General features: G+C 58.8%; 19 protein-coding genes. 11 read left to right on the top strand and 8 right to left on the bottom strand.

Features of this window, described 5'->3' with window-relative positions:
• Positions 1 to 20 precede the first annotated feature (20 nt).
• Positions 21 to 1,247 (bottom strand): molybdopterin molybdotransferase MoeA, encoded by a 1,227-nt coding sequence (locus tag ICA16_RS09160; RefSeq protein ID WP_210700425.1) that lies wholly within the window; start codon positions 1,245 to 1,247, stop codon positions 21 to 23.
• Positions 1,231 to 1,770 (bottom strand): molybdenum cofactor biosynthesis protein B, encoded by a 540-nt coding sequence (moaB, locus tag ICA16_RS09155; protein ID WP_210700424.1) that lies wholly within the window; start codon positions 1,768 to 1,770, stop codon positions 1,231 to 1,233. The genes ICA16_RS09160 and moaB overlap by 17 nt, the downstream gene beginning before the upstream one ends.
• A gap of 81 nt (positions 1,771 to 1,851) precedes the next feature.
• Between moaB and mobA the strand changes: the two genes are divergently transcribed.
• Positions 1,852 to 2,454: a molybdenum cofactor guanylyltransferase MobA gene (gene mobA, locus ICA16_RS09150; protein ID WP_150615916.1), complete on the top strand. Its 603-nt coding sequence runs from the start codon at positions 1,852 to 1,854 to the stop codon at positions 2,452 to 2,454.
• Positions 2,455 to 2,532: 78 nt separating this feature from the next.
• On the top strand, positions 2,533 to 2,754 hold the full coding sequence (locus ICA16_RS09145) for a YgdI/YgdR family lipoprotein (RefSeq protein WP_016770600.1): 222 nt from the start codon (positions 2,533 to 2,535) through the stop codon (positions 2,752 to 2,754).
• A gap of 80 nt (positions 2,755 to 2,834) precedes the next feature.
• Here the strand turns inward: ICA16_RS09145 and ICA16_RS09140 are convergent, their stop codons facing one another.
• The 3 genes from ICA16_RS09140 to ICA16_RS09130 form a co-directional block, all read right to left on the bottom strand.
• On the bottom strand, positions 2,835 to 3,725 hold the full coding sequence (locus ICA16_RS09140; RefSeq protein WP_150615917.1) for a pseudouridine synthase: 891 nt from the start codon (positions 3,723 to 3,725) through the stop codon (positions 2,835 to 2,837).
• Between the two features lie 71 nt (positions 3,726 to 3,796).
• A complete protein-coding gene (locus tag ICA16_RS09135) occupies positions 3,797 to 4,114 on the bottom strand; it encodes a transcriptional regulator (RefSeq protein WP_042560239.1) in 318 nt (105 codons plus the stop codon).
• Between the two features lie 112 nt (positions 4,115 to 4,226).
• Positions 4,227 to 4,463, bottom strand: coding sequence for a glutaredoxin family protein (locus ICA16_RS09130; RefSeq protein WP_150615918.1), 237 nt, complete (start codon positions 4,461 to 4,463; stop codon positions 4,227 to 4,229).
• Positions 4,464 to 4,670: 207 nt separating this feature from the next.
• Between ICA16_RS09130 and ICA16_RS09125 the strand changes: the two genes are divergently transcribed.
• Positions 4,671 to 6,383 (top strand): cation:proton antiporter, encoded by a 1,713-nt coding sequence (locus tag ICA16_RS09125; protein ID WP_210553942.1) that lies wholly within the window; start codon positions 4,671 to 4,673, stop codon positions 6,381 to 6,383.
• Here the strand turns inward: ICA16_RS09125 and ICA16_RS09120 are convergent.
• The gene (locus ICA16_RS09120) at positions 6,380 to 7,588 is read right to left on the bottom strand and encodes an ammonium transporter (RefSeq protein WP_210700423.1); all 1,209 of its coding nucleotides are present in this window, start codon (positions 7,586 to 7,588) and stop codon (positions 6,380 to 6,382) included. The genes ICA16_RS09125 and ICA16_RS09120 overlap by 4 nt on opposite strands.
• 307 nt (positions 7,589 to 7,895) lie before the next feature.
• Here ICA16_RS09120 and ICA16_RS09115 point away from each other — a divergent pair, with 307 nt between their 5' ends.
• From ICA16_RS09115 to ICA16_RS09080, 8 genes are all read left to right on the top strand, one after another.
• On the top strand, positions 7,896 to 8,210 hold the full coding sequence (locus ICA16_RS09115) for an ElaB/YgaM/YqjD family protein (protein WP_042560243.1): 315 nt from the start codon (positions 7,896 to 7,898) through the stop codon (positions 8,208 to 8,210).
• Positions 8,211 to 8,212: 2 nt separating this feature from the next.
• On the top strand, positions 8,213 to 8,599 hold the full coding sequence (locus ICA16_RS09110) for a phage holin family protein (RefSeq protein ID WP_150603369.1): 387 nt from the start codon (positions 8,213 to 8,215) through the stop codon (positions 8,597 to 8,599).
• A complete protein-coding gene (locus ICA16_RS09105; protein WP_150603368.1) occupies positions 8,596 to 8,934 on the top strand; it encodes a hypothetical protein in 339 nt (112 codons plus the stop codon). Before ICA16_RS09110 ends, ICA16_RS09105 begins: the two co-directional genes overlap by 4 nt.
• A gap of 123 nt (positions 8,935 to 9,057) precedes the next feature.
• Positions 9,058 to 10,221: an EAL domain-containing protein gene (locus ICA16_RS09100; RefSeq protein WP_210553944.1), complete on the top strand. Its 1,164-nt coding sequence runs from the start codon at positions 9,058 to 9,060 to the stop codon at positions 10,219 to 10,221.
• 70 nt (positions 10,222 to 10,291) lie between these two features.
• A complete protein-coding gene (locus tag ICA16_RS09095; protein ID WP_042560247.1) occupies positions 10,292 to 11,620 on the top strand; it encodes a deoxyguanosinetriphosphate triphosphohydrolase in 1,329 nt (442 codons plus the stop codon).
• Between the two features lie 375 nt (positions 11,621 to 11,995).
• Positions 11,996 to 12,622, top strand: coding sequence for a response regulator transcription factor (locus tag ICA16_RS09090; protein ID WP_103304761.1), 627 nt, complete (start codon positions 11,996 to 11,998; stop codon positions 12,620 to 12,622).
• An 8-nt stretch (positions 12,623 to 12,630) separates the two neighbouring features.
• Positions 12,631 to 16,275 carry a transporter substrate-binding domain-containing protein gene (locus ICA16_RS09085; RefSeq protein ID WP_210700422.1) on the top strand — a complete coding sequence of 1,215 codons (3,645 nt, stop codon included), beginning with the start codon at positions 12,631 to 12,633 and terminating at the stop codon, positions 16,273 to 16,275.
• Between the two features lie 48 nt (positions 16,276 to 16,323).
• Positions 16,324 to 19,269, top strand: a complete 2,946-nt coding sequence (locus ICA16_RS09080; RefSeq protein WP_210700421.1) for an HD domain-containing phosphohydrolase — start codon at positions 16,324 to 16,326, stop codon at positions 19,267 to 19,269.
• On the opposite strand, the gene ICA16_RS09075 is transcribed toward ICA16_RS09080, so the two are convergent.
• The gene (locus tag ICA16_RS09075; RefSeq protein ID WP_210700420.1) at positions 19,270 to 19,752 is read right to left on the bottom strand and encodes a GAF domain-containing protein; all 483 of its coding nucleotides are present in this window, start codon (positions 19,750 to 19,752) and stop codon (positions 19,270 to 19,272) included.
• Entirely contained in the window at positions 19,749 to 20,639 is an 891-nt protein-coding gene (locus ICA16_RS09070; RefSeq protein WP_150593165.1) for an ATP-binding protein, read from the bottom strand. Before ICA16_RS09070 ends, ICA16_RS09075 begins: the two co-directional genes overlap by 4 nt.
• Positions 20,640 to 20,769: the final 130 nt, after the last annotated feature.

The raw sequence follows: 20,769 nt of genomic DNA, 5'->3' as shown, positions 1-20,769 counted from the left end.
CTGCATTTGCGAGACAGGATTCAGCCCAAGAGCTCACTTAGCGGGATGAAGACGACGGCGTCTCCTTCAAGCAGAGTGCGACCCTCAAGCACTTCCACCAATCCGTCTGCCCACGCGGCGCTGCGCAGCACTCCCGAGCTCTGGTTGCGGTAGATAGTCGCCCGCCCCTGCTCAAGGCGGCCCCGCAGGTATTCGCGCCGATTACCGGCAACAGGCCAGACAAAGCCTGCTGGCACCGTGAACTTCAAAGGCTCGACGTCCTGCACACCCTGACGTCGCAACAGGTAAGGCCGAGCCAGTAACGCAAACGTGACCAACGTCGAAGCCGGATTGCCGGGCAACCCGATAACCGGCACATTGCGGAAATGGCCGAATGTCAGCGGTTTACCGGGCTTGATCGCCAGTTTCCAAAGGGCCAGTTCCCCTTCTTCTCGCAAGGCGATACCGAGAAAATCAGCTTCACCCACCGAGACGCCACCGGTGGAAAGAATCAGATCAACATCCTGCAACTCACCCAAACGGGCACGGGTGGTGGAAAGATCATCCGGAAGAATACCGGCGTCGATCACTTCGCAACCCAGGCGCTGCAACCAGCTGCACAGCAACACTCGATTGCTGTTGTAGATCTGACCCGGCCCCAGTGGCTGCCCCGGTTCGACCAACTCGTCACCGGTGGAAATCACCGCCACGCGAACCTTGCGCACAACCTTGACGCCGGCACAGCCCAGCGATGCAACCAAGCCCTGCTCTATCGGGCCAAGCCGGGTTCCGGCCGGCAAAATCAACTCGCCGACCGTGGTTTCCTGGCCTTGCGGGCGAATATTCTGTCCAATCTTCATCGGCTGGATGAAGCGCACGCTTCCATCGGCCTGGACCTCGGCGTTTTCCTGCATTTCCACGCAATCGGCACCCGGCGGTACCGGTGCCCCCGTGAAAATCCGCGCACACGTGCCGGGTTTCAGGGTTTGCGGAGATTGTCCGGCGAACACCTTTTGACTGACCGTCATGGCTTCACCCGTCCAGTCGGCCAGGTTCAGGGCATAGCCATCCATGGCACTGTTGGGCCAGGGCGGTAAATCCAGGGTCGAAATGAGGTCCTCGGCCAGCACTCGACCCTCGACCTGCGCCAGCGGCAAATATTCTTGCTCGGCAATCGGCGACGCCTCGGCCATTTCCAGCAGACGCGCCAGCGCAACCTCGACGGGCATCAACGAGCCCGTCTTGCCCGGCTTATCCACGGGATTCACAAGGCGCGGCCTGCTTCAGATGAGGGACGAAATTGCATGGACGGTGGCGCGCGTCCAGTTGCTCACCGAGAATGCCGTCCCAACCCGTGCGCACGGCGTTGGTCGAGCCCGGCAGACAGCAGACCAGCGTACCGTTGGCCAGACCGGCCAGCGCACGGGACTGCACGGTAGAGGTGCCGATATCGGCCACCGATATCTGTCGGAACAACTCGCCAAACCCATCCACTTGCTTGTCGAGCAGACACGCCACGGCTTCCGGGGTGCTGTCGCGGCCGGTGAATCCGGTACCACCGGTAATCAGCACCACCTGCACAATATCGTCAGCGATCCAGTTGGCGACTTGCGCGCGAATTTTGTAGAGGTCATCTTTAAGCAGGACCCGCGCCGCCAGATTGTGGCCGGCCGCTGCCAGGCGGTCGACAAAGACCTGGCCTGAGGTGTCGGTTTCCAGAGTACGGGTATCACTGACAGTCAGCACCGCGATATTGAGCGGCACGAAAGGTACATCAGCCTTGGCTTTCATAGGCTCGTCCAGTTGTAGGAGAAACGGTGCGGTGTTATATCACAGCGCCCTGTTTTTACGCCGCCCCTGTGGAGAGCTGCCATGACCTTTGAGACGCAACTGCCGCCCTGCTCCATTCTGCTACTGGCGGGCGGGCGCGGCCAACGCATGGGCGGTCAGGACAAAGGTCTGGTGCAATGGCAGGGCGAACCGTTGATTGCGCATTTGCATCGCAAGACTCGTCCGCTGACCGATGACCTGATCATTTCCTGCAACCGCAATCGCGAGCGTTACGCGCCGCTGGCCGATCAATTGGTGGAGGATGACGAAGGCGACTTTCCAGGACCGTTGGCCGGTATTCGCGCAGGCTTGAAAGCCGCGCGACGTTCGCACTTGTTGGTACTGCCTTGCGATGTCCCGCTTATCGACGATGCGTTGCTGCAAAGCATGCGCGAGTCCGCCAATCAGAATCCTGAAAAACCTTTAATGTTGTGGCATGACGAACATTGGGAACCCCTGTTGTGTGTAATTCCGGTAGCCCTTTCACCGGCATTCGAAAACGCCTGGAACGCTGGTGAACGCAGCCCCGGCCGCGTCATGCGCGGGCTCGGTGCCATGGCGCTGAAATGTCCCGACAACGACCCGCGACTGGCCAACCTCAACACCCCCGAACTGTTAAATGCTCACAACACTGTGTCAGACTGACACTATTCAAGGAACTCTAACGCCTTGTATACGTCTCAAGCTCAGTAACCAAAAGTATTCCCATTCGGAGACACACTCATGACTCAACGGACCCTCGCCACTTTCATGCTCGCACTGGGCCTTGCTACCCTCGCCGGTTGCTCCTCGCCTACAGTGATCACCTTGAATGACGGTCGCGAAATCCAGGCCGTCGACACCCCGAAATACGATGACGATTCGGGCTTCTACGAGTTCCAGCAACTGGACGGCAAAGAAACACGCATCAACAAGGATCAGGTTCGTACCGTTAAAGAGCTGTAAGCTCGACGTCGATCCCGGATACAGAAAAGCCCGCATTGATTGCGGGCTTTTTCATGGGCGCTCGAAAAGTTGCAGCAACCTCACCACTGTAAAGTGATGCGACTTTCGAACTCACGTTCCTCGCCGGTCACCGGATCGATAAAACGCAACCCTTGCGCCAGAAGCTTCAGCGGATGAGCATAGTCATCCTCAACATCCTTCAGTACGTCCGGGTAAAACGGGTCATTGCAGATACTCGCTCCCAGCGCGGTCATGTGTACCCGAAGCTGATGTTTTTTGCCGGTCACCGGGTACAGGCCATAACGCCAAAGGTCGCCGTTCTTTTCCCGAACCTCTACCGCCGTTTCGGTGTTACTGACACCGGGCCCTTCCTGCATTCGGAAAAACGGTTCGCCATCGACCAGACGGCTTTTGTGCACCAAGGGAAAATCGAGTCCAGGCAATGCCGGGGCAATGGCTTCGTAACGCTTGTCGATCTGTCGCGTTGGGAACAGCGACTGATAGGCGGAACGGGTTTGCGGGTTGGCCGAGAAAATCACCAGCCCCGCCGTATGCCGGTCGATCCGGTGCAGGGGCACCAGATGGGGATTGTCCAGACGCCGGATCAGCCTGCGCAGCAAGGTTTGCTCTACGTACTCGCCGGCCGGCGTCACTGGCAGAAAATGCGGCTTGTCAGCCACCACCAGATGCTCATCGGCATAGAGAATCGACTCGACCACCGGGATCGGTTTTTCGTCCGGCACTTCGCGAAAGTAGTGAATGCGCAAGCCTTCCTTGTAGGGCAAATCCAGCGCAATCGGCTGACCGTGAGCATCCAGCACCCGCCCCCGAGCGATCCGGTCCAGCCACTGCTCGCGTCCAATGGCGCTGAAATGCTCGCACAAGCAATCGAGTACAGTCAGCCAGGCGCCGGGCGGCAGATAAAGCGTGCTGGCCTGATTCTGTGCAGCGGAAAACGTTGACGTGGACATATGAAAATTCGAACCCTCAAGGCAGGCCGGCATTATCCAGCACTGAGGGAAACGAACCTAGCGCAGAATCCTCAAGCCGGAATCGATTTGAGCGCCGCCGCGTCGGTAAACTCCTTGAGCCAGCGCAACACGTCGACAGCTTCCCAGCGGCCCGGGTCATACAAGGCGTACATCAGGCCCTGATACCCGACCACGTCCAGTTGCTTGTGATAACCGGCGCGCTGAAACAAGGCTTCGATCTCTGCAAAGCAGGTATTGAAATGCAGCTTGTTGAATGGCGTCTTGCCTTCCGTGACCAGCCCGTCCAGGCGCAATTCGAGAACCGCCTCGCGCACCACGTCAACCGACATCCGGTTCACGCTGTTCTTCAACTGTTCGACATTGACCACGGTTCGTCCCTCTGACCCAATTACTGTATGAGCATACAGTAACCGAATAAGCCGGGAAGTGCCAAGGGATGGATTTGTGCCGGCGACCAGCGGGGCGCTGCGGGAAAACAGCTTAACGCAGGAACGCCACCACCTCGTCGGCGCTGAACGGCCAGCCAAGCTCCGCCCCGGTGTCGACTCGCCGCAGCACCGGAATCCGCAGGCTGTAAGCCTCATACCAGGATTCGTCTTCAGTGATGTCTACCAGTTCCACCAGCAGACCGCGTTCGACAAACTCCATCAGCATGGATTCAGCGACTTCACACAGATGACACCCCAGGGTGCCGAACAGCTGACATTCAGGAAGCATGTGCGCTCAACCACAGATTAATCCGCCTATTCTAGGCCGCCACCGAAAACCCGTCGAGCCACCGCCGCCCAAAGGCTTGAGCGCAGCCGCAAAGGCACATGCGCAAAACCCTGATGCAAATCAGCTCGCAAAAAAGCCAATCAGGCGATGCTCCCGGTCTTTTTGCTTCTACGCTTGAGAAGCCAGAGCCTGACCTCGGAGTGTCTAGTGTTTGCCAACCTGTTGATCATCCTCGCCTCGTCCCTCGTGGTGATTGCACTTTTTCGCCACCTGCGGCTGCCACCGGTCTTGGGATATCTGTGCGTTGGATTGCTGGTCGGACCCAATGCATTCGATTGGGTCAATGAAAGTGAACATCTGCCCGACGTGGCGGAACTGGGCGTGGTGTTCCTGCTGTTTTCCCTCGGCCTCGAGTTTTCCCTGTCAAAGATGATCGCGCTGCGCCAAGTGGTGTTTCGCCTTGGCAGTCAGCAAGTGTTGATCAGCACGGCCGTGCTGGGCCTGTTATTGATGCTGTTGGGCATGCCGATAACGCCAGCATTGCTGCTCGGTGCCGGGCTTGCGTTGTCCTCTACGGCGATCGTCACCAAGGAATTGGGCAGCCTCGGTGAGGTGTTCAGCAGCCACGGTCAGAATGCGGTCGGCGTCCTGCTGTTTCAGGATGTGGTTGCGGTATTGCTGCTGACCCTGGTGCCGGTGTTCGCCGGCAGCAGCGAGCAGGCCTGGTACTGGGCATTACCGCTGACGCTGGCGAAAACCGTGGTGTTGTTTGTCGGTCTGCTACTGGCCAGTCGTTGGTTGCTGCCCCGACTGTTCCATGAAGTCGCGGCCTCACGCTCGGCAGAATTATTTGTGCTGTTGGCGCTGGTGATTGTGCTGCTCACCGCATGGCTGACTCACTTGCTCGGTCTGTCGCCCGCGCTGGGTGCTTTTCTGGCCGGCATGTTACTGGGTGAAAGCCATTACCGGCATCAGATCGAGGCCGATATCCGGCCCTTCCGCGACATACTGCTCGGGGTGTTTTTTGTCAGCATCGGCATGCTGATCGACCTGCAATTGTTCGTCAGCGATGGCCTGCTGATCCTCGGCCTGACTGTCGGCTTGATGATTATCAAAGGCATCGTTGTGGCGTTGCTGGTGAAGTGGCGCGGCAGTGACAGTGAAACCGCATGGCGCAGTGGTCTGGCCCTGGCTCAGGGGGGCGAATTCTGCTTCGCGCTGATGGCGCAGATGCAACAGAACAGCATGCTGCCCGAAAAGCTTGGCGCCTTGCTGCTTGCAGCGACGTTCTGCTCGATGCTGCTGACCCCCATCCTGTTACGCGCAGCCCCACGCATCGCCACGGCCCTGCACCGCAAACCCAATGAGGAAGCACAGATAGAGCACATCAGCGCGCTCAACGCCGGCCTCGACCAGCATGTGGTGATTTGCGGGTACGGACGGGTTGGTCAATCCATCGGTCGCTTCATGCGTAACGCAAAGCAGCCTTACATCGCTTTGGACAATGACCCGGTGCGGGTACAGGAAGCTGCCACCGAAGAAAGTGACGTGCATTACGGCGACTCATCACGCGGTGATTTGCTCATCGCCGTCGGCCTGCTGCGCGCAAAACTGCTGGTGATTGCTGTGGATCAAACCGACGTTGCCCTGCACATTCTCAGGGAGGCACGCCGCCTCAATGATCAGATACCGATCCTGGTACGCACCCGCGACGACAGCCAATTGGCCGAACTCAAAGCCGCCGGCGCTACTGAAGTAGTGCCGGAGCTGTTGGAATCAAGCCTGATGCTCGGCTCTCACGCCTTGATCATGCTCGGCTTGTCGGCGCGCCAGGTACAAGAGAAAGCCGATCAAGTGCGAAGAGACCGCTATCGCCTGCTGCACGGCTTTTATTCCGGAGCCAATGATGAAGAAACCTAATCCTGGCTCACCGCGCCGATCTTGTGCACGGACAGATCGGCACCGTAATACTCTTGTTCCTGACTCAGGCGCAGCCCATGCAGCGCCTTGATCACGCCGTACACGGCAAAACCACCGATCAACGCCACCGCCACGCCGAGCGCGGTGCCGATCAGCTGGCTGATCAGGCTGACGCCGCCAAGCCCGCCGAGCGCGGTCTGGCCGAAAACCCCGCAGGCAATCCCGCCCCACACGCCGCACAAACCGTGCAACGGCCACACGCCCAGCACATCGTCAATGCGCCACTTGACCTGCGCGGCCGTAAAGCACCAGACAAACAGCGCGCCGGCGATGGCTCCGGTCACCAGAGCACCGACCGGATGCATCAGATCGGATCCCGCGCAGATCGCCACCAATCCGGCCAGAGGGCCGTTATGCAAAAAGCCTGGGTCATTGCGGCCGACGAGCAATGCCGCCATGGTGCCGCCGACCATCGCCATCAACGAGTTGACCGCCACCAGGCCGCTGACGCCTTGCAAAGTCTGCGCGCTCATCACGTTGAAGCCGAACCAGCCGACAATCAGAATCCACGAGCCCAATGCCAGAAACGGAATGCTCGATGGCGCGAAGGCCACCAGTCGTCCGTCTCGATAACGCCCATTGCGCGGGCCCAGCAACAGTACCGCCGCCAGCGCCAGCCAACCGCCCATGGCGTGCACCACCACGGAACCGGCAAAATCATGAAACGCCGCGCCGAACTGAGTGGTCAGCCAGGCTTGCAGGCCATAGTTGCCGTTCCAGATCATTCCTTCGAAAAACGGATAGATGAACGCGACGATCAGCGCCGTGGCGCACAACTGCGGAACGAAGCGCGCGCGTTCGGCAATGCCCCCGGAGATGATCGCCGGGATCGCCGCAGCGAAGGTCAGCAGGAAGAAAAACTTCACCAATCCATAACCATGATCAGCACTGAGCACTGCTGCCGGCTGCATGAAGGTCACGCCGTAAGAGATCCAGTAACCTATAAAGAAATAGGCCAGGGTCGAGACAGCGAAATCGCTGAGGATTTTCGACAGCGCGTTGACCTGGTTTTTCTGGCGCACCGTACCGACTTCCAGAAAGGCGAAGCCAGCATGCATCGCCAGCACCATCACCGCACCGATCAGGATGAACAACGTATTGGAGCTGTGAACCAATGTTTCCACAGCGCTTTGCAGATTTTCCATAAAGAGGCAGACCTGAAAGATAAAAAGGCACCAAAGCAGTTCATGCACACATTTCTTGCACCAAGTTGCGCCCACGCAGTCATGAACCCGAAGGACCGATGAACCGATTTGGCGCACAAGATCGATGTGCTGGCACGAACCGCTATTATTCGCGTCAGGCTTTTGCGGCCTGTACGCCCGGCAACAGCGCACGACTGACGAACGACGCACCACGACACAGCAAAAGTTGTACCAGTCATTTGTACTGAACCTTCGCGCAAGGCTCATACTCGAACGTTTCAGAAGCCACTTATACGGAGATCCACCCATGGCCAGCATCAAGGCAAAGACTGCTCAAGACATCCTGATGAACGACTTCCAGACACTGGTCGCCGACACCGAGCGGTTGCTCGAGCACACCGCCACTCTGGCCGGTGATCAGGCCGATGAGCTGCGTGCACAGATCCACGACAGCCTGCTGCGTGCACGCGAAACCCTGAAGCTGACCGAAGACACCCTGCGCGAACGCGGCCAGGCAGCGGTTACCGCCACCGAAGATTACGTGTCGGCCAATCCATGGCAGTCCGTTGGCATCGCTGCCGGTGTGGGCTTTTTGATCGGCCTGCTAGCTACTCGGCGCTGATTATGTCGATCGGTGAATCCGGCCCGGCTGCGGGCACCTCATCCTCTACGCGGCGTCTGGGCGCCGCTGTCCTTGGCTTGTTGCACAGTCATGTCGAGTTGTTCGGCATCGAACTGCAGGAACAGAAAGCACGCACGGTCAGCCTTTTGCTGTTCGCAGGTTTGGCATTGGTGTTTGCCTTGTTGTTGCTGGTCGGCTTGTCGACGCTGGTGCTGATCTTGTTCTGGGACACGTACCGCCTGCCTGCGATCATCGGCCTGTGCGTTTTCTATACCCTTGCGGCAGCCTTTTGCGGGTTGCGCCTCAAGGCTGCGGTGTTCGATGAATCCTCACCCTTCCATGGCACGCTCGAAGAGCTGGCCAACGACCGGGAGCGCCTGCTGCCATGAGCCTGCCTGAACTTCCACATAACAGCTCCCGCCGGGAAATGCGCAAGGCACTGATTCGCCTGCGCATGGAAATGCATCGGCAGGAAATTCGCCATGAGGCCGGGCAAGTACTGCAACCTTTGCAGCGCATGCGTGGCATGTCGCAAAACCTGCAAGGCGGATTCGGGATCAAACACGCGCCGTTATGGGGTGTTGCCGCGGTCACGCTGTTGGGTTTCATCACCGGCAAAGGCGCGAAAAGCGGCGGTGTCGGTGGCCTTACCCGACTGATTCGCCTCGGTACCAGCCTTGGGCCGCTGATCAGGCTGGTCATGCAGAGTTCTGGCAAGCGCTGAACTGACGTATCTGGCTACATTCTTGCAATGTCGGCGGGATTAACCTCTTTACCTGGAGGTTCAATCCCGCGTGCCTACCCGGTCGGCGGGTTCACTCAGAACAACAACGACTAAGGAGGCCTCGTGATCGACGGGCAACCGCTCGCCTGCTTTCAACCCTTCATCGATACCGCCACCGGACGTATTGCAGGCGTCGAAGCACTTGGCCGCCTGCGCCAGGCTGATGGACAACTGACATCGGTCGGGCCGTTGTTCGCCGATCCGCGTACGCCGGCCATTGCCCTGCGTCGCCTCGACCGACAGATCCGCGACAACGCTTTGAGCCGTCTGCACGAAGCACCGGCAGACTGGTTTCTCAGCCTGAACATGTCGCCCCACTGGATCAGCCGTCTACGCCCCGACCAAGCGCTGCCCAGCCTCAAACAAATGGCGCGACACAATGTCGATCCGCAACGCATCGTGTTCGAGATCACCGAACTTGGCGGCAACAGCCAACGTCTGGCCGAAGTGGTTGGCCGTTATCGCAAGGCGGGGGCGCGAATCGCCATCGACGATTTTGGCGCCGGTCACTCGCAGCTCGACCGGGTGCTGGCCCTGCAACCGGACATTCTCAAACTCGACATGCGCCTGTTTCAGGCAGCCGCTTTAGGCGGGCCAAGCAGCGATGTGGTCAAGGCTCTGGCGCAGATGGCCGAGAAGACAGGTTGCTGGATCATTGCCGAGGGCGTCGAGACCGAGGCTCAGCTGAATTTCGCCCTGGAATGCGGATCGCGTTACGTGCAGGGTTTTCTGTTCGCGCGGGCGCAAGAGGCGTTCTTTGCCACCGACGCGTTTGTGCAACGTTTTGCCGAACTGCGCCAGCGTTACGTTCAGCAGAAGCTCGCCGAGCGAGGACGATTGATGCAGATGCGCCACCAACTCAGCGAATTGATGGCGATCCTGCAGAACTGGGCACACGCTCGTGCGCCACTCAGCGCATTACCGCAACTGGACGCTTTCCCATGGCTGCTGCGGTTCTACCAATGTGATCGTCACGGCACGCAACTGACCCCCAATCTGGAATGGCGCCATAACGGCTGGGTCTCCGACGACCGCTATCTGGGGCACAACTGGTCGTGGCGCCCGTACTTCTACCATTTGCTCGCCGAAGGCTGGGAGGAGCGGCGCCTGACCCTGTCCAACACCTACCGCGATGCCACCAGCAACCAGTATTGCCTGACGGCCGGGCAATTTTTCGACAATGGTGAGCGGTTGCTGTTGATCGACATTGATGCGGCGGGACTGTAGTTGCACTTGCAGGCGCAGACCTGAACCCGGAAGCTAGGGCAATTCATCCATCAGACGGAGAGAATCAGCCTTGGATTGGCAAACCCTGCTCAACCGCGAACGTCTCGGAAAGCCGCTGCACAGTCCGCAAGAACTTGGCCGCAGCCCTTTTCACAAAGATCATGACCGCATCATTTTTTCTGGCGCCTTCCGCCGCCTGGGCCGTAAAACCCAGGTGCACCCGGTTACCAGTAACGATCACATTCACACTCGCCTGACCCACTCGCTGGAAGTCAGTTGTGTGGGCCGCTCGCTGGGTATGCGCGTCGGCGAAACACTGCGCAGTGCGCTGCCGCAATGGTGCGATCCGAGTGATCTGGGCATGGTCGTGCAATCGGCCTGCCTGGCTCATGACATCGGCAACCCGCCGTTCGGCCATTCCGGTGAAGACGCGATTCGCCATTGGTTTCAACAGGCGGCCGGGCGCGGCTGGCTGGATGGCATGAGCGAAGCCGAGCGCGGTGACTTCCTCAATTTCGAAGGCAATGCCCAGGGTTTCCGCGTGCTCACTCAGCTTGAGTACCATCAGTTTGACGGCGGCACGCGCCTGACTTACGCCACCCTCGGCACTTATCTGAAATACCCGTGGACGGCCCGACACGCGGACTCCCTCGGCTACAAGAAACACAAGTTCGGTTGCTATCAGAGCGAACTGCCGCTGCTGGAGCAGATTGCTCACAAGCTTGGCCTGCCACAACTCGAAGATCAACGCTGGGCGCGCCATCCGTTGGTGTACCTGATGGAAGCCGCCGATGACATCTGCTATGCGCTGATCGATCTCGAAGATGGCCTTGAGATGGAGCTGCTGGAGTACGCCGAAGTCGAATCGCTGCTGCTCGGACTGGTGGGCGATGACCTGCCGGAAACCTATCGTCAGCTTGGTCCGCAGGATTCGCGGCGGCGCAAACTGGCGATCCTGCGCGGCAAGGCCATCGAACATCTGACCAATGCCGCGGCGCGGGCCTTCGTCGAGCAACAGGACGCGTTACTGGCCGGCACGCTGCATGGCGATCTGGTCGAGCACATGCATGGTCCGGCCAAACGCTGCGTGTTGAACGCCAAGGACATTGCCCGCAAGAAGATCTTTCAGGACAAACGCAAGACGCTGCACGAAATCGGCGCCTACACGACGCTGGAGATCCTGCTCAACTCGTTTTGCGGCGCCGCACTGGAACAACACAATGGACGCACCCCGTCGTTCAAGAGCCGGCGCATCCTCGATCTGCTGGGCAACAACGCGCCTGATCCGCAAGGTTCGTTGCACACGTCATTTTTGCGCATGATTGATTTCATCGCCGGCATGACCGACGGCTACGCCAGCGACATGGCACTGGAAATGACCGGTCGCTCCAGTCACTGACCTCGCCCCGTTCAGCCGGCCAGCAACCCGGGCCGGCTGAATGCAAGGCGCGCACTTGCATTATCAACGGCAAATTCTTGTCGATTTATGACGCAATGTAACCACTAAAAACAACCGGCCAACCCGCCAGATCTCACCAGACTTAAACACTATTGAAAGCCAATTACAGCCGGCACTTGCAAAACAAAAAAGGCGAACTATAAGCCAATACGTTTCTTGCACTTCCTTACGCTCGACCTAGTTCAGCTGTAGTCTTTTTCCTTATTAAATGTAGGAATTATCCGATAACACAACTGAAGTCATGTCAGCTCATGCGAGCGCTCATTCATCTGAGCTAAGGTGCGCGCTTTATTCGTGCTTGTATGGGATTTGATTATGAACTCCGTTTTTATTGTCGATGATCACCCGGTCATTCGTCTTGCCGTACGCATGCTGCTGGAACATGAAGGTTATAAGGTCGTCGGTGAGACCGATAACGGGGTTGATGCCATGCAGATGGTGCGCGAGTGCATGCCTGACCTGATCATTCTCGACATCAGCATTCCAAAGCTCGACGGACTGGAGGTGCTGGCCCGATTCAACGCCATGAGTTCACCTTTGAAAACCCTGGTGCTGACCGCTCAATGTCCGACCTTGTTCGGCATTCGCTGCATGCAATCCGGCGCCTCCGGGTATGTATGCAAACAGGAGGATTTGAGCGAACTGGTCAGCGCAATAAAAGCCGTACTTTCCGGCTATAACTATTTCCCCAGCCAGGCGTTGAATCCGGTTCGCAGTGACGATATTCGTTATACGGAACTGGAACTCTTCAAGTCCGTCAATGATCGCGAATTGATGGTTTTGCAATTGTTTGCCCAAGGTCGCACCAACAAGGAAATAGCCAAGGGGATGTTTCTCAGTAATAAAACCGTCAGCACTTACAAAAAACGTTTGATGCAAAAACTCAAAGCCAAATCCCTTGTAGAACTTATCGAGATGGCCAAACGCAACGCACTCGTGTGAGACCCCGCATGCACAGCCGTTTAAAGGACTATCTAATTGCGTTGAGTGCAGGGCTTTTCCTGAGCGCCAACGTGTTCGCCATGCAGGGCGGCTCAGCGGACTACACCTTGCTCAGCCGGTCGGCAAACGAGTCGATGCCGGTAGCGTTTGAGCAGTCTCAACGACAGTGGCTGCACACCCGCAGCGAGCTGCTACTGGGTACTTCCGCGCCGAACTATCCGCCTTTCGACATGACTGTCAGTGGCCAGGACTACGAAGGTCTGACCGCCGACTATGCCGGGATTATTGGCGAGGCCACCGGGATGCCGATCCGGATCAAACGCTTTCCCTCCCGGGAGGCCGCGATTCGCGCGCTGGTCGATGGTCAAATCGACCTGCTCGGTACGGCCAACGGCTATGAAGCCGGCAACGCCAACCTTGCGCTGTCCGAACCGTATGCCAATGATCAGCCGGTGCTCGTCACCCGCGAGGACGAAAGCCGCACATTGACCGAAGGCCTGGCAGGATTGCGCCTGAGCATGGTGTATCACTATCTGCCGTTGCATGAGGTCAAGGCGCTGTACCCCAAAGCCCTTATTACCTGCTACCCCTCCTACCAGAATGCAATCAACGCCGTCGCGTTCGATCAGGCCGATGTATTTCTCGGCGATACCATTTCCACGCACTACATGATCAACAAGGGCTACCTCAACAACGTACGCATGGCCAATTTCGGCAAGCAGGAAGCCCACGGTTTCAGCTTCGCCGTACGCCGCAACAATCCGCAGTTGTTGAGTATCATCGACACCGTGCTCAAAGCGGTGCCGCGCAGCGAGCGTGAAAATATCGCCAAACGCTGGAGCGCCGGCAGCGATCTGCTGCTCACCGACAAGAAGCTGCAACTGACCCAACGCGAAGAAGCATGGCGCAACCGGCATCCTGTCGTCAGTGTGGTCGTGAATGAGGCCTATGCGCCGCTGACCTTCTTCGACGGCGACGGCAATTTTCGCGGGATCAGCGCCGACCTTCTCGAACTGATCCGCCTGCGCACCGGCCTGCGCTTCGAGATAAGGCGCAGTCGTAGCGACGCGGAGATGATCCAGCAGATAGTCAGCCATCAGGCCGACCTTATTGCCGCCCTCCTTCCGACTGCCGAACGGGAAAAAACCCTGAACTTCAGTCGACCCTATCTGGAAAACTCCTATGTCCTGCTGACGCGCAAGAGCGCCGACAGTCCGACCAATCTGGGCCAGCTCAAGGGCAAGCAACTGGCGATCGCCAAAGGCAATCCGATGGTCGAGTACTTGCGAAGCGAGTATCCGCGAATTCAACTGGTTGAGACGGCGGATACCTTCAGCGCTGTCTCCCTGCTGGCCGAAGGTCACGTCGACGGCGCGGTCAATTCACTGGTGATCGCCAACTACTTCATCTCCTCGCAAATCTTCGAACGAGCGTTGCAAATCACCACCACCATCGGCACCGGGCAGGCTGCGTTTTCTCTGGTAACCGCGCGTGACAACCCGGAACTGAATTCGATCATCAACAAAGCATTACTGAGCATTTCCCCAGAAGAACTGGGCGTGATCAATGGCCGCTGGCGTGGTTACTCCACGGCTTCGCAAAATATCTGGCGCAACTACCAGCGCCTGTTCTATCAAGTAATCATCGGCGCCTGCCTGCTCCTGCTGCTGTTGCTGGCGTGGAACGCCTACATGCGCCACCAGATCAAACAACGCCAGGCGGCGGAGCGGGCCCTGAGCGACCAGTTCGAATTCATGCGCTCGCTGGTCAACGGCACACCACATCCGATCTACGTTCGCGACCGCCAGGGGTTGCTGCAAAGCTGCAACGACAGTTACCTCGAAACGTTCAATGCCAAGCGCGAGGACGTCATTGGCAAAAGCGTCATGCAGGGTACCGTGAGCAACGCTTTTGAGGCTCAAGCCTTCCACGCCGATTACCAGCGAGTCGTCGCAGAAGGCATTCCGCTGTTACTCGACCGGCCGCTGCACATCGGCAACCGACGTCTGACGATCTATCACTGGATAATTCCCTATCGCGACTCCAGTGGTGATGTGAAAGGCATCATTGGCGGCTGGATCGACATCAGCGAACGCCGTCAGCTGTTCGAAGACCTGCGGGCAGCCAAAGAGCAGGCGGATGAGGCCAACCGCGCCAAAAGCACATTCCTCGCCACCATGAGCCATGAGATCCGTACGCCAATGAATGCCGTGATCGGCATGCTCGAACTGACCCTCAGGCGCATGGACCAACAGCATCCGGATCGCTCCTCGATAGACACCGCCTACCATTCGGCCAAGGATCTGCTGGGGCTGATCGGCGACATTCTCGACATCGCCCGGATTGAATCCGGGCGTCTGAGCCTGTGCCCGGAACGGGTCAACCTGGTCGATACGGTGACGTCTGTCGCAAGAATCTTCGACGGCCTCGCCCGACAAAAGAACCTCGCACTGCAAGTCATCTTCAACCCGCCGGATCTGGCAGTCGATGTGCATCTGGACCCCCTGCGCTTCAAGCAGGTGCTGTCGAATCTGGTCAGCAATGCCATCAAGTTCACTGAGCACGGACACATCAGGATCACCCTGGACCTCATGAGCACGGACGTGCCTGCGCCTGCGTTGATGCAACTGACGGTACAGGACAGCGGCGTCGGTATCAGTGCGGAGGATCAGCAGCGATTGTTCGAACCCTTCGCACAGGCGCAGAACAGCCATCAACTGGCCCGCAGCGGTGCAGGCCTGGGGCTGGTTATCAGCCGCAACCTCTGCGAAATGATGGGCGGCCAACTGCAACTGAGCAGCCAGCCCGGCATCGGCACTCAGGTTTGCGTTTCCCTGCCGCTGGAAACTTTTCCGGCGCAGGTGAGCACCGCCAGGAGCGAACCCTCGATCAAGACCTCACAGACACCCTTGCGCGTGTTGGTGGTGGATGACCACCCGGCAAATCGCTTGTTGATGTGTCAGCAGCTGGAGTTCCTCGGTCATCACTTCAGCATCGCCGAGAACGGCCGCAGCGGTCTGGAACTGTGGAAGGATGGCGGCTTCGATCTGGTGATCGTCGACTGCAACATGCCCTTGATGAACGGCTATGACATGACCCGCGCCATTCGCCAGCACGAGCTGCAGAACCGCTGCCCGCCCTGCACGGTGCTGGGCTTCACCGCCAACGCGCAACCCGAGGAAGTACAACGCTGCAAACAGGCCGGCATGGATGACTGCCTGTTCAAACCCTTGAGCCTGAGTCAGCTCGGCCAGTGGGTCGACGGCATCACCCCGTTATCACCGACACCGGCATTCAATTTGCAAAGTCTGAACATGTTGACCGGTGGCAGCCCCGTACAGGCTCGGCGTCTGCTGGTGGAACTGCTCAAAAGCAGCCGTCTCGATCGTCAGGAGTTACTCACGCTGGCGCTGGAACATGATCGCGACGCGCTGGCGGTGGTCGCCCACAAAATCAAAGGCGCCGCGCGTATTGCCCAGGCATCGCGCGTGATCGAATGCTGCGATGCCCTCGAACAAGCCTGCGCGCAGGCATTGGCAAAAGAGGAGATTGGCCGTCGTTGCGAGGCGAGCAATCAGGCAATGCTCGAACTGGAGCAAGCTCTGCAGCAACAACTGGTTTTGTCCGATCAAGGCGCAATGAGCTTGCCTTAACTATGCTTAGGCGCTGAGCAGTGAGTCAAACGTCATGGAGAACCGGAAATGCCCAGCCCACTGCGCCCGGAACAACGCCGTTTCCCGCTGCACGTGCACATCAGCGTCATGTTCACGTTTCTCCTGCTGCTCACCGGCGTGGTACTGGGGTTGTTCAATTATCGCCAGACCACGCACATCATTCTGTCGAGCAGCGAGAAGCTGTTCAACCGGATCGAACAGGACGTGCGCCTGGACATATCCGCCACCTATCAGCCGATCCGGCACCTGCTGAGCCTGCTGGCGGACTACCCTGCCACTCAAGCGTTGAACCTTGAACAACGCTTGCCGCTGCTCAAGCCGTTCAGCCAGTCGCTCACGGACAACCCGAGTCTGGCTTCGCTCTATATGGGTTATGCCAATGGCGATTTCTTCATGGTGCGTCCGCTACGCACCGCGGCCCTGAAATCGCTGTTCAACGCTCCCGACGCCGCGGCGTACCAGGTCTGGAGCATTGAGCATGACTTGCAGGGTAAAGCGCGCTCGCAATCGCTGTTCTTTGATCAAACGCTGACTCAGCTCAGCCGCAAGGACAATCCCGAAGACTCATACGACCCGCGCAGCCGAGCGTGGTTCGTCAATGCCCGCCAGCAAACCGAACAGATCACCACCGAGCCCTACGTATTTTTTTCAACCCGCAATGTCGGCACCACGCTGGCCCGACGCAGCGGTGAAAACGCGGTAATCGGGGCCGACCTGACATTGGCCGCGCTGTCTGCCACCCTGACCAAACATGTGGTGACGCCGTCTACCGAAATTGCCTTGTTCGATGCCAAGGGCAACGCCGTGGCCTACCCCGACAGCAGCCGTCTGATCGTCGATGACAGTACCGCGCACCTGGTAAAAGCAGCCGACCTGAGCCCGACTTTGCACGCACTGCTGTCCGATGCCCCCACCGCCAACCGCCTTGAGGCCGATGGCCGGCAATGGATTGTCGCCCGCAGCAGTATTCAGGAAGGCGGGCCGCAAGGTTTGCAACTGGCTCTGCTGGTGCCGGAAGACGAATTGCTGGTCGATGCCTATCGCATGCGCTGGCAAGGCGCGTTGATCACCCTGGCTACGCTGCTGATGTGCCTGCCACTGGGTTGGCTGATCTCACGAATTCTGGTCAAACCGCTGCATGCGCTGGTCAAGGAAGCCGATGCGATCCGCAGTTTCGATTTCAATTTCCCCCTGACTCGACGCTCACCGGTGCTGGAAGTCGACCAACTGAGCGTGTCGATGGCGCGAATGAAAGACACTCTGGCGAGCTTCTTCCGCATCACCGATACCCTGGGCGCCGAAACGCGCTTTGCCCCGCTGCTGCAACGTGTGCTGTTTGAAACGGTGCAAATCGCCCAGGCTCAGGCCGGGCTGATTTATCTGCGTGAAAACGACAGCAGTCGCATGGAGCCTTACGGACTGATCATCGATGGCGCACCGCAGTTGTTGGAGACGTTCGATATTCAGGGTCACGACTTGCAGAAAAACAGCGGCCCGGCGTGGTTCGAAGAATTGGTCAGCGCCAATAATGTGGTGAGCAATTTCGGTGTCGATCAGGCTGGTGACCTGCAGCGAATCCTGCTGGCAATGGCCTCGCCCCGCGTTCATCTGATCGGCATCCGCCTGCACAACCGCCACAACGAAACCATTGGCTTGCTGATCCTGCTGGTCAACGACAGCGGCACGCCGGCCGACCTGGAAAAACTGCGGCCCGACCGCATCGCCTTCTTGCAAGCGGTGTCCGGCGCCGCTGCAGTGAGTATCGAGAGCCAGCGTCTGCAGGACAGACAGAAGCAATTGCTTGATGCGTTCATTCATCTGCTCGCCGGCGCCATCGACGCCAAGAGCCCCTATACCGGCGGGCATTGCCAGCGGGTGCCAGAGTTGACCCTGATGCTCGCCCAGGCTGCAGCGGCGAGCACAGCGCCCCCCTTCAGTGCCTATCAGCCCACCGAGGATGAATGGGAAGCCCTGCACATTGCCGCGTGGTTGCACGATTGCGGCAAGGTCACGACGCCGGAATACGTGGTCGACAAGGCCACCAAACTGGAAACCATCAACGACCGGATCCACGAGATTCGCACCCGTTTTGAAGTGCTCAAGCGTGATGCCTGGATCAGTTACTGGCAGGCGCGGGCCCTGGGCGGCGACGAACCATCACTGGCTGAACTGCGCGATACCAACCTGTCGGCACTGGACGAAGACTTCGCCTTTATCGCTCGCTGCAATCTGGGCAGTGAGGCGATGGCCGAGGCCGATCTGCAACGCCTCGACAAGCTTTCCCGTCTCACCTGGATGCGCACACTGGATGACCGTCTGGGCGTTTCATGGGAAGAAAACAAGCGTCAGGCACGCACGCCTGCACCGACTTTGCCGGTCAGCGAAAAACTGCTGGCGGACAAACCCGAGCATTTGCTTGAACGCGACGAAAACGAGCTGATTCCCGAAGACAACCCGTGGGGATTCAAACTGGAGGTGCCGCGTTACAAATACAATCGCGGCGAGCTGTACAACCTGAGCATTGCCCGGGGCACGCTGACCCGCGAAGAGCGCTACATCATCAATCACCACATGGTGCAGACGATCATGATGCTCAGCCACCTGCCCTTCCCCAGCCACCTGGACAGCGTTGCCGAAATCGCCGGCGGCCATCACGAAAAAATGGACGGCAGTGGCTACCCGAAACGTCTGAAACGCGAAGAAATGAGCCTGCCGGCACGGATGATGGCAATTGCCGATATCTTCGAGGCGCTGACCGCAGCCGATCGCCCGTACAAAAAGGCCAAGTCGTTAAGCGAAGCGCTGGGAATCATGGCGACCATGAGCCGCGAGGCACACATTGATGCGCAGCTGTTTGGTCTGTTCATCAACGAAGGCGTTTACCTGCAGTACGCCGAGCGTTTTCTCGACCCACAGCAGATTGATGCCGTGGACCCGGCCAGCTTGTTGCACAAGGCTGGCCTCGACGCATGATCAGCAGTCGGTCAGGCGCAGGAAAATCGCCGCCAGTTGCTCGATGCCGGCCTGATCGTGCACACCAAAACGGGCGAGCTTGGGGCTGTCGAGATCGAGCACGCCGATCAGGCGACCATCCTTGACCAGCGGCACCACCAGTTCACTTTCCGATGCACTGTCGCAGGCGATATGGCCGGGAAACGCATGAACGTCTTCAACCCGCTGCGTCTGCAGAGTGGCCGCAGCAGCGCCGCACACACCGCGACCAAACGGAATGCGCACGCAAGCGATCTGCCCCTGAAACGGCCCCAGCACCAGCTCTTCGTTGCGATTAAGGTAGAAGCCGGCCCAGTTCAGATCATCGAGCTGGTTGAACAGGAACGCCGAAAACTGTGCGGCGTTGGCGATAAAGTCGCGTTCGCCCGCCAGCAGCGATTCCAGTTGTGCGGCCAACATGCCATAGCCTTCGAGGCCCTGGCCGCTCTGTTGCAAATCAATCATGCCTTGTGCTCCAACAATTTCAGTCCCACCCAGTATCGGGCGAATTGGTACGCGCAACGTCCGTTGCGATTGCCGCGGCCGGTGGCCCAGCGCACGGCGAGAATCTCCAGCTCTTCGTCGCGTTGCCAGCTCAAACCGGCCTTGGCAGCCAACTGGCCGATCCAGTGCTCGACGACGTTCAGGAAGTGTTCTTGCGTAAACGGGTAAAACGACAGCCACAGACCAAACCGGTCCGACAGCGCGATCTTGTCCTCCACCGCTTCGCTGGGATGCAGCTCGCCGTCGACGCGCTTCCAGTTCTCGTTGTCGCTTTCCTTCTCCGGCACCAGATGGCGACGATTGGAGGTGGCATAAAGCAAGACGTTGTCCGGTGCCTGCTCCAACGAACCGTCGAGCACGCTCTTGAGGACGCGGTAGTCGCCTTCGCCGGATTCGAACGACAGGTCATCGCAGAACAGCACGAAACGTTGTGGCAGTTTGCCGATCTGCTCGACCACCCGTGGCAAGTCGGCCAGATGGTCGCGCTCGATCTCGATCAGGCGCAGGCCCGCCTCGGCGTGTTCCGCAAGCAATGCGCGCACCAGCGAGGATTTGCCGGTGCCACGCGAGCCCCAGAGCAAGGCATGGTTGGCCGGCATGCCATCGAGAAATTGCCGGGTGTTGCGCCCCAGCTGCTCCAGTTGACGGTCGACGCCGATCAGATCGGACAGGCGCATGTCGAGGCTGACTTCCAGCGGCAGCAGGTACCCGCTGCGTCCGTCACGCTGCCAGCGCGCGGCCAGGCAGGTGCCCCAGTCAATCACCGGGCGCGTTGCCGGCAACAAGGGTTCGATCCGCGCCAGAACCGACTCGGCGCGTTCAAGAAAAGCATTTAATCGGGAATCCACGTCTTTTCCTCGGGCACGTTCACAGTGATGATGGCGATCCAGCGACGACACGCAGATAAAATTCCCGCTCCGTGCCTTGTTACAAGGCGATTCGGGAACCTCGGTATCGATGCATGATCGACTATGCTTG

This window comes from Pseudomonas anatoliensis (assembly GCF_017976235.1).
Classification (GTDB): domain Bacteria; phylum Pseudomonadota; class Gammaproteobacteria; order Pseudomonadales; family Pseudomonadaceae; genus Aquipseudomonas; species Aquipseudomonas anatoliensis.
Note: the sequence above shows the minus strand (reverse complement) of the source record. Positions and strands in the feature narration are given on the sequence as shown.

What these genes read in the sequence shown, in the direction of transcription:
- ICA16_RS09115 (WP_042560243.1), top strand. Translation starts at nt 7,896, where the DNA reads ATGGCCAGCATCAAGGCAAAGACTGCTCAAGACATCCTGATGAACGAC.
- ICA16_RS09080 (WP_210700421.1), top strand. Translation starts at nt 16,324, where the DNA reads ATGCCCAGCCCACTGCGCCCGGAACAACGCCGTTTCCCGCTGCACGTG.
- moaB (WP_210700424.1), bottom strand. Translation starts at nt 1,770, where the DNA reads ATGAAAGCCAAGGCTGATGTACCTTTCGTGCCGCTCAATATCGCGGTG.
- ICA16_RS09090 (WP_103304761.1), top strand. Translation starts at nt 11,996, where the DNA reads ATGAACTCCGTTTTTATTGTCGATGATCACCCGGTCATTCGTCTTGCC.
- ICA16_RS09130 (WP_150615918.1), bottom strand. Translation starts at nt 4,463, where the DNA reads ATGCTTCCTGAATGTCAGCTGTTCGGCACCCTGGGGTGTCATCTGTGT.
- ICA16_RS09120 (WP_210700423.1), bottom strand. Translation starts at nt 7,588, where the DNA reads ATGGAAAATCTGCAAAGCGCTGTGGAAACATTGGTTCACAGCTCCAAT.
- ICA16_RS09105 (WP_150603368.1), top strand. Translation starts at nt 8,596, where the DNA reads ATGAGCCTGCCTGAACTTCCACATAACAGCTCCCGCCGGGAAATGCGC.
- ICA16_RS09140 (WP_150615917.1), bottom strand. Translation starts at nt 3,725, where the DNA reads ATGTCCACGTCAACGTTTTCCGCTGCACAGAATCAGGCCAGCACGCTT.
- mobA (WP_150615916.1), top strand. Translation starts at nt 1,852, where the DNA reads ATGACCTTTGAGACGCAACTGCCGCCCTGCTCCATTCTGCTACTGGCG.
- ICA16_RS09075 (WP_210700420.1), bottom strand. Translation starts at nt 19,752, where the DNA reads ATGATTGATTTGCAACAGAGCGGCCAGGGCCTCGAAGGCTATGGCATG.
- ICA16_RS09110 (WP_150603369.1), top strand. Translation starts at nt 8,213, where the DNA reads ATGTCGATCGGTGAATCCGGCCCGGCTGCGGGCACCTCATCCTCTACG.
- ICA16_RS09145 (WP_016770600.1), top strand. Translation starts at nt 2,533, where the DNA reads ATGACTCAACGGACCCTCGCCACTTTCATGCTCGCACTGGGCCTTGCT.
- ICA16_RS09085 (WP_210700422.1), top strand. Translation starts at nt 12,631, where the DNA reads ATGCACAGCCGTTTAAAGGACTATCTAATTGCGTTGAGTGCAGGGCTT.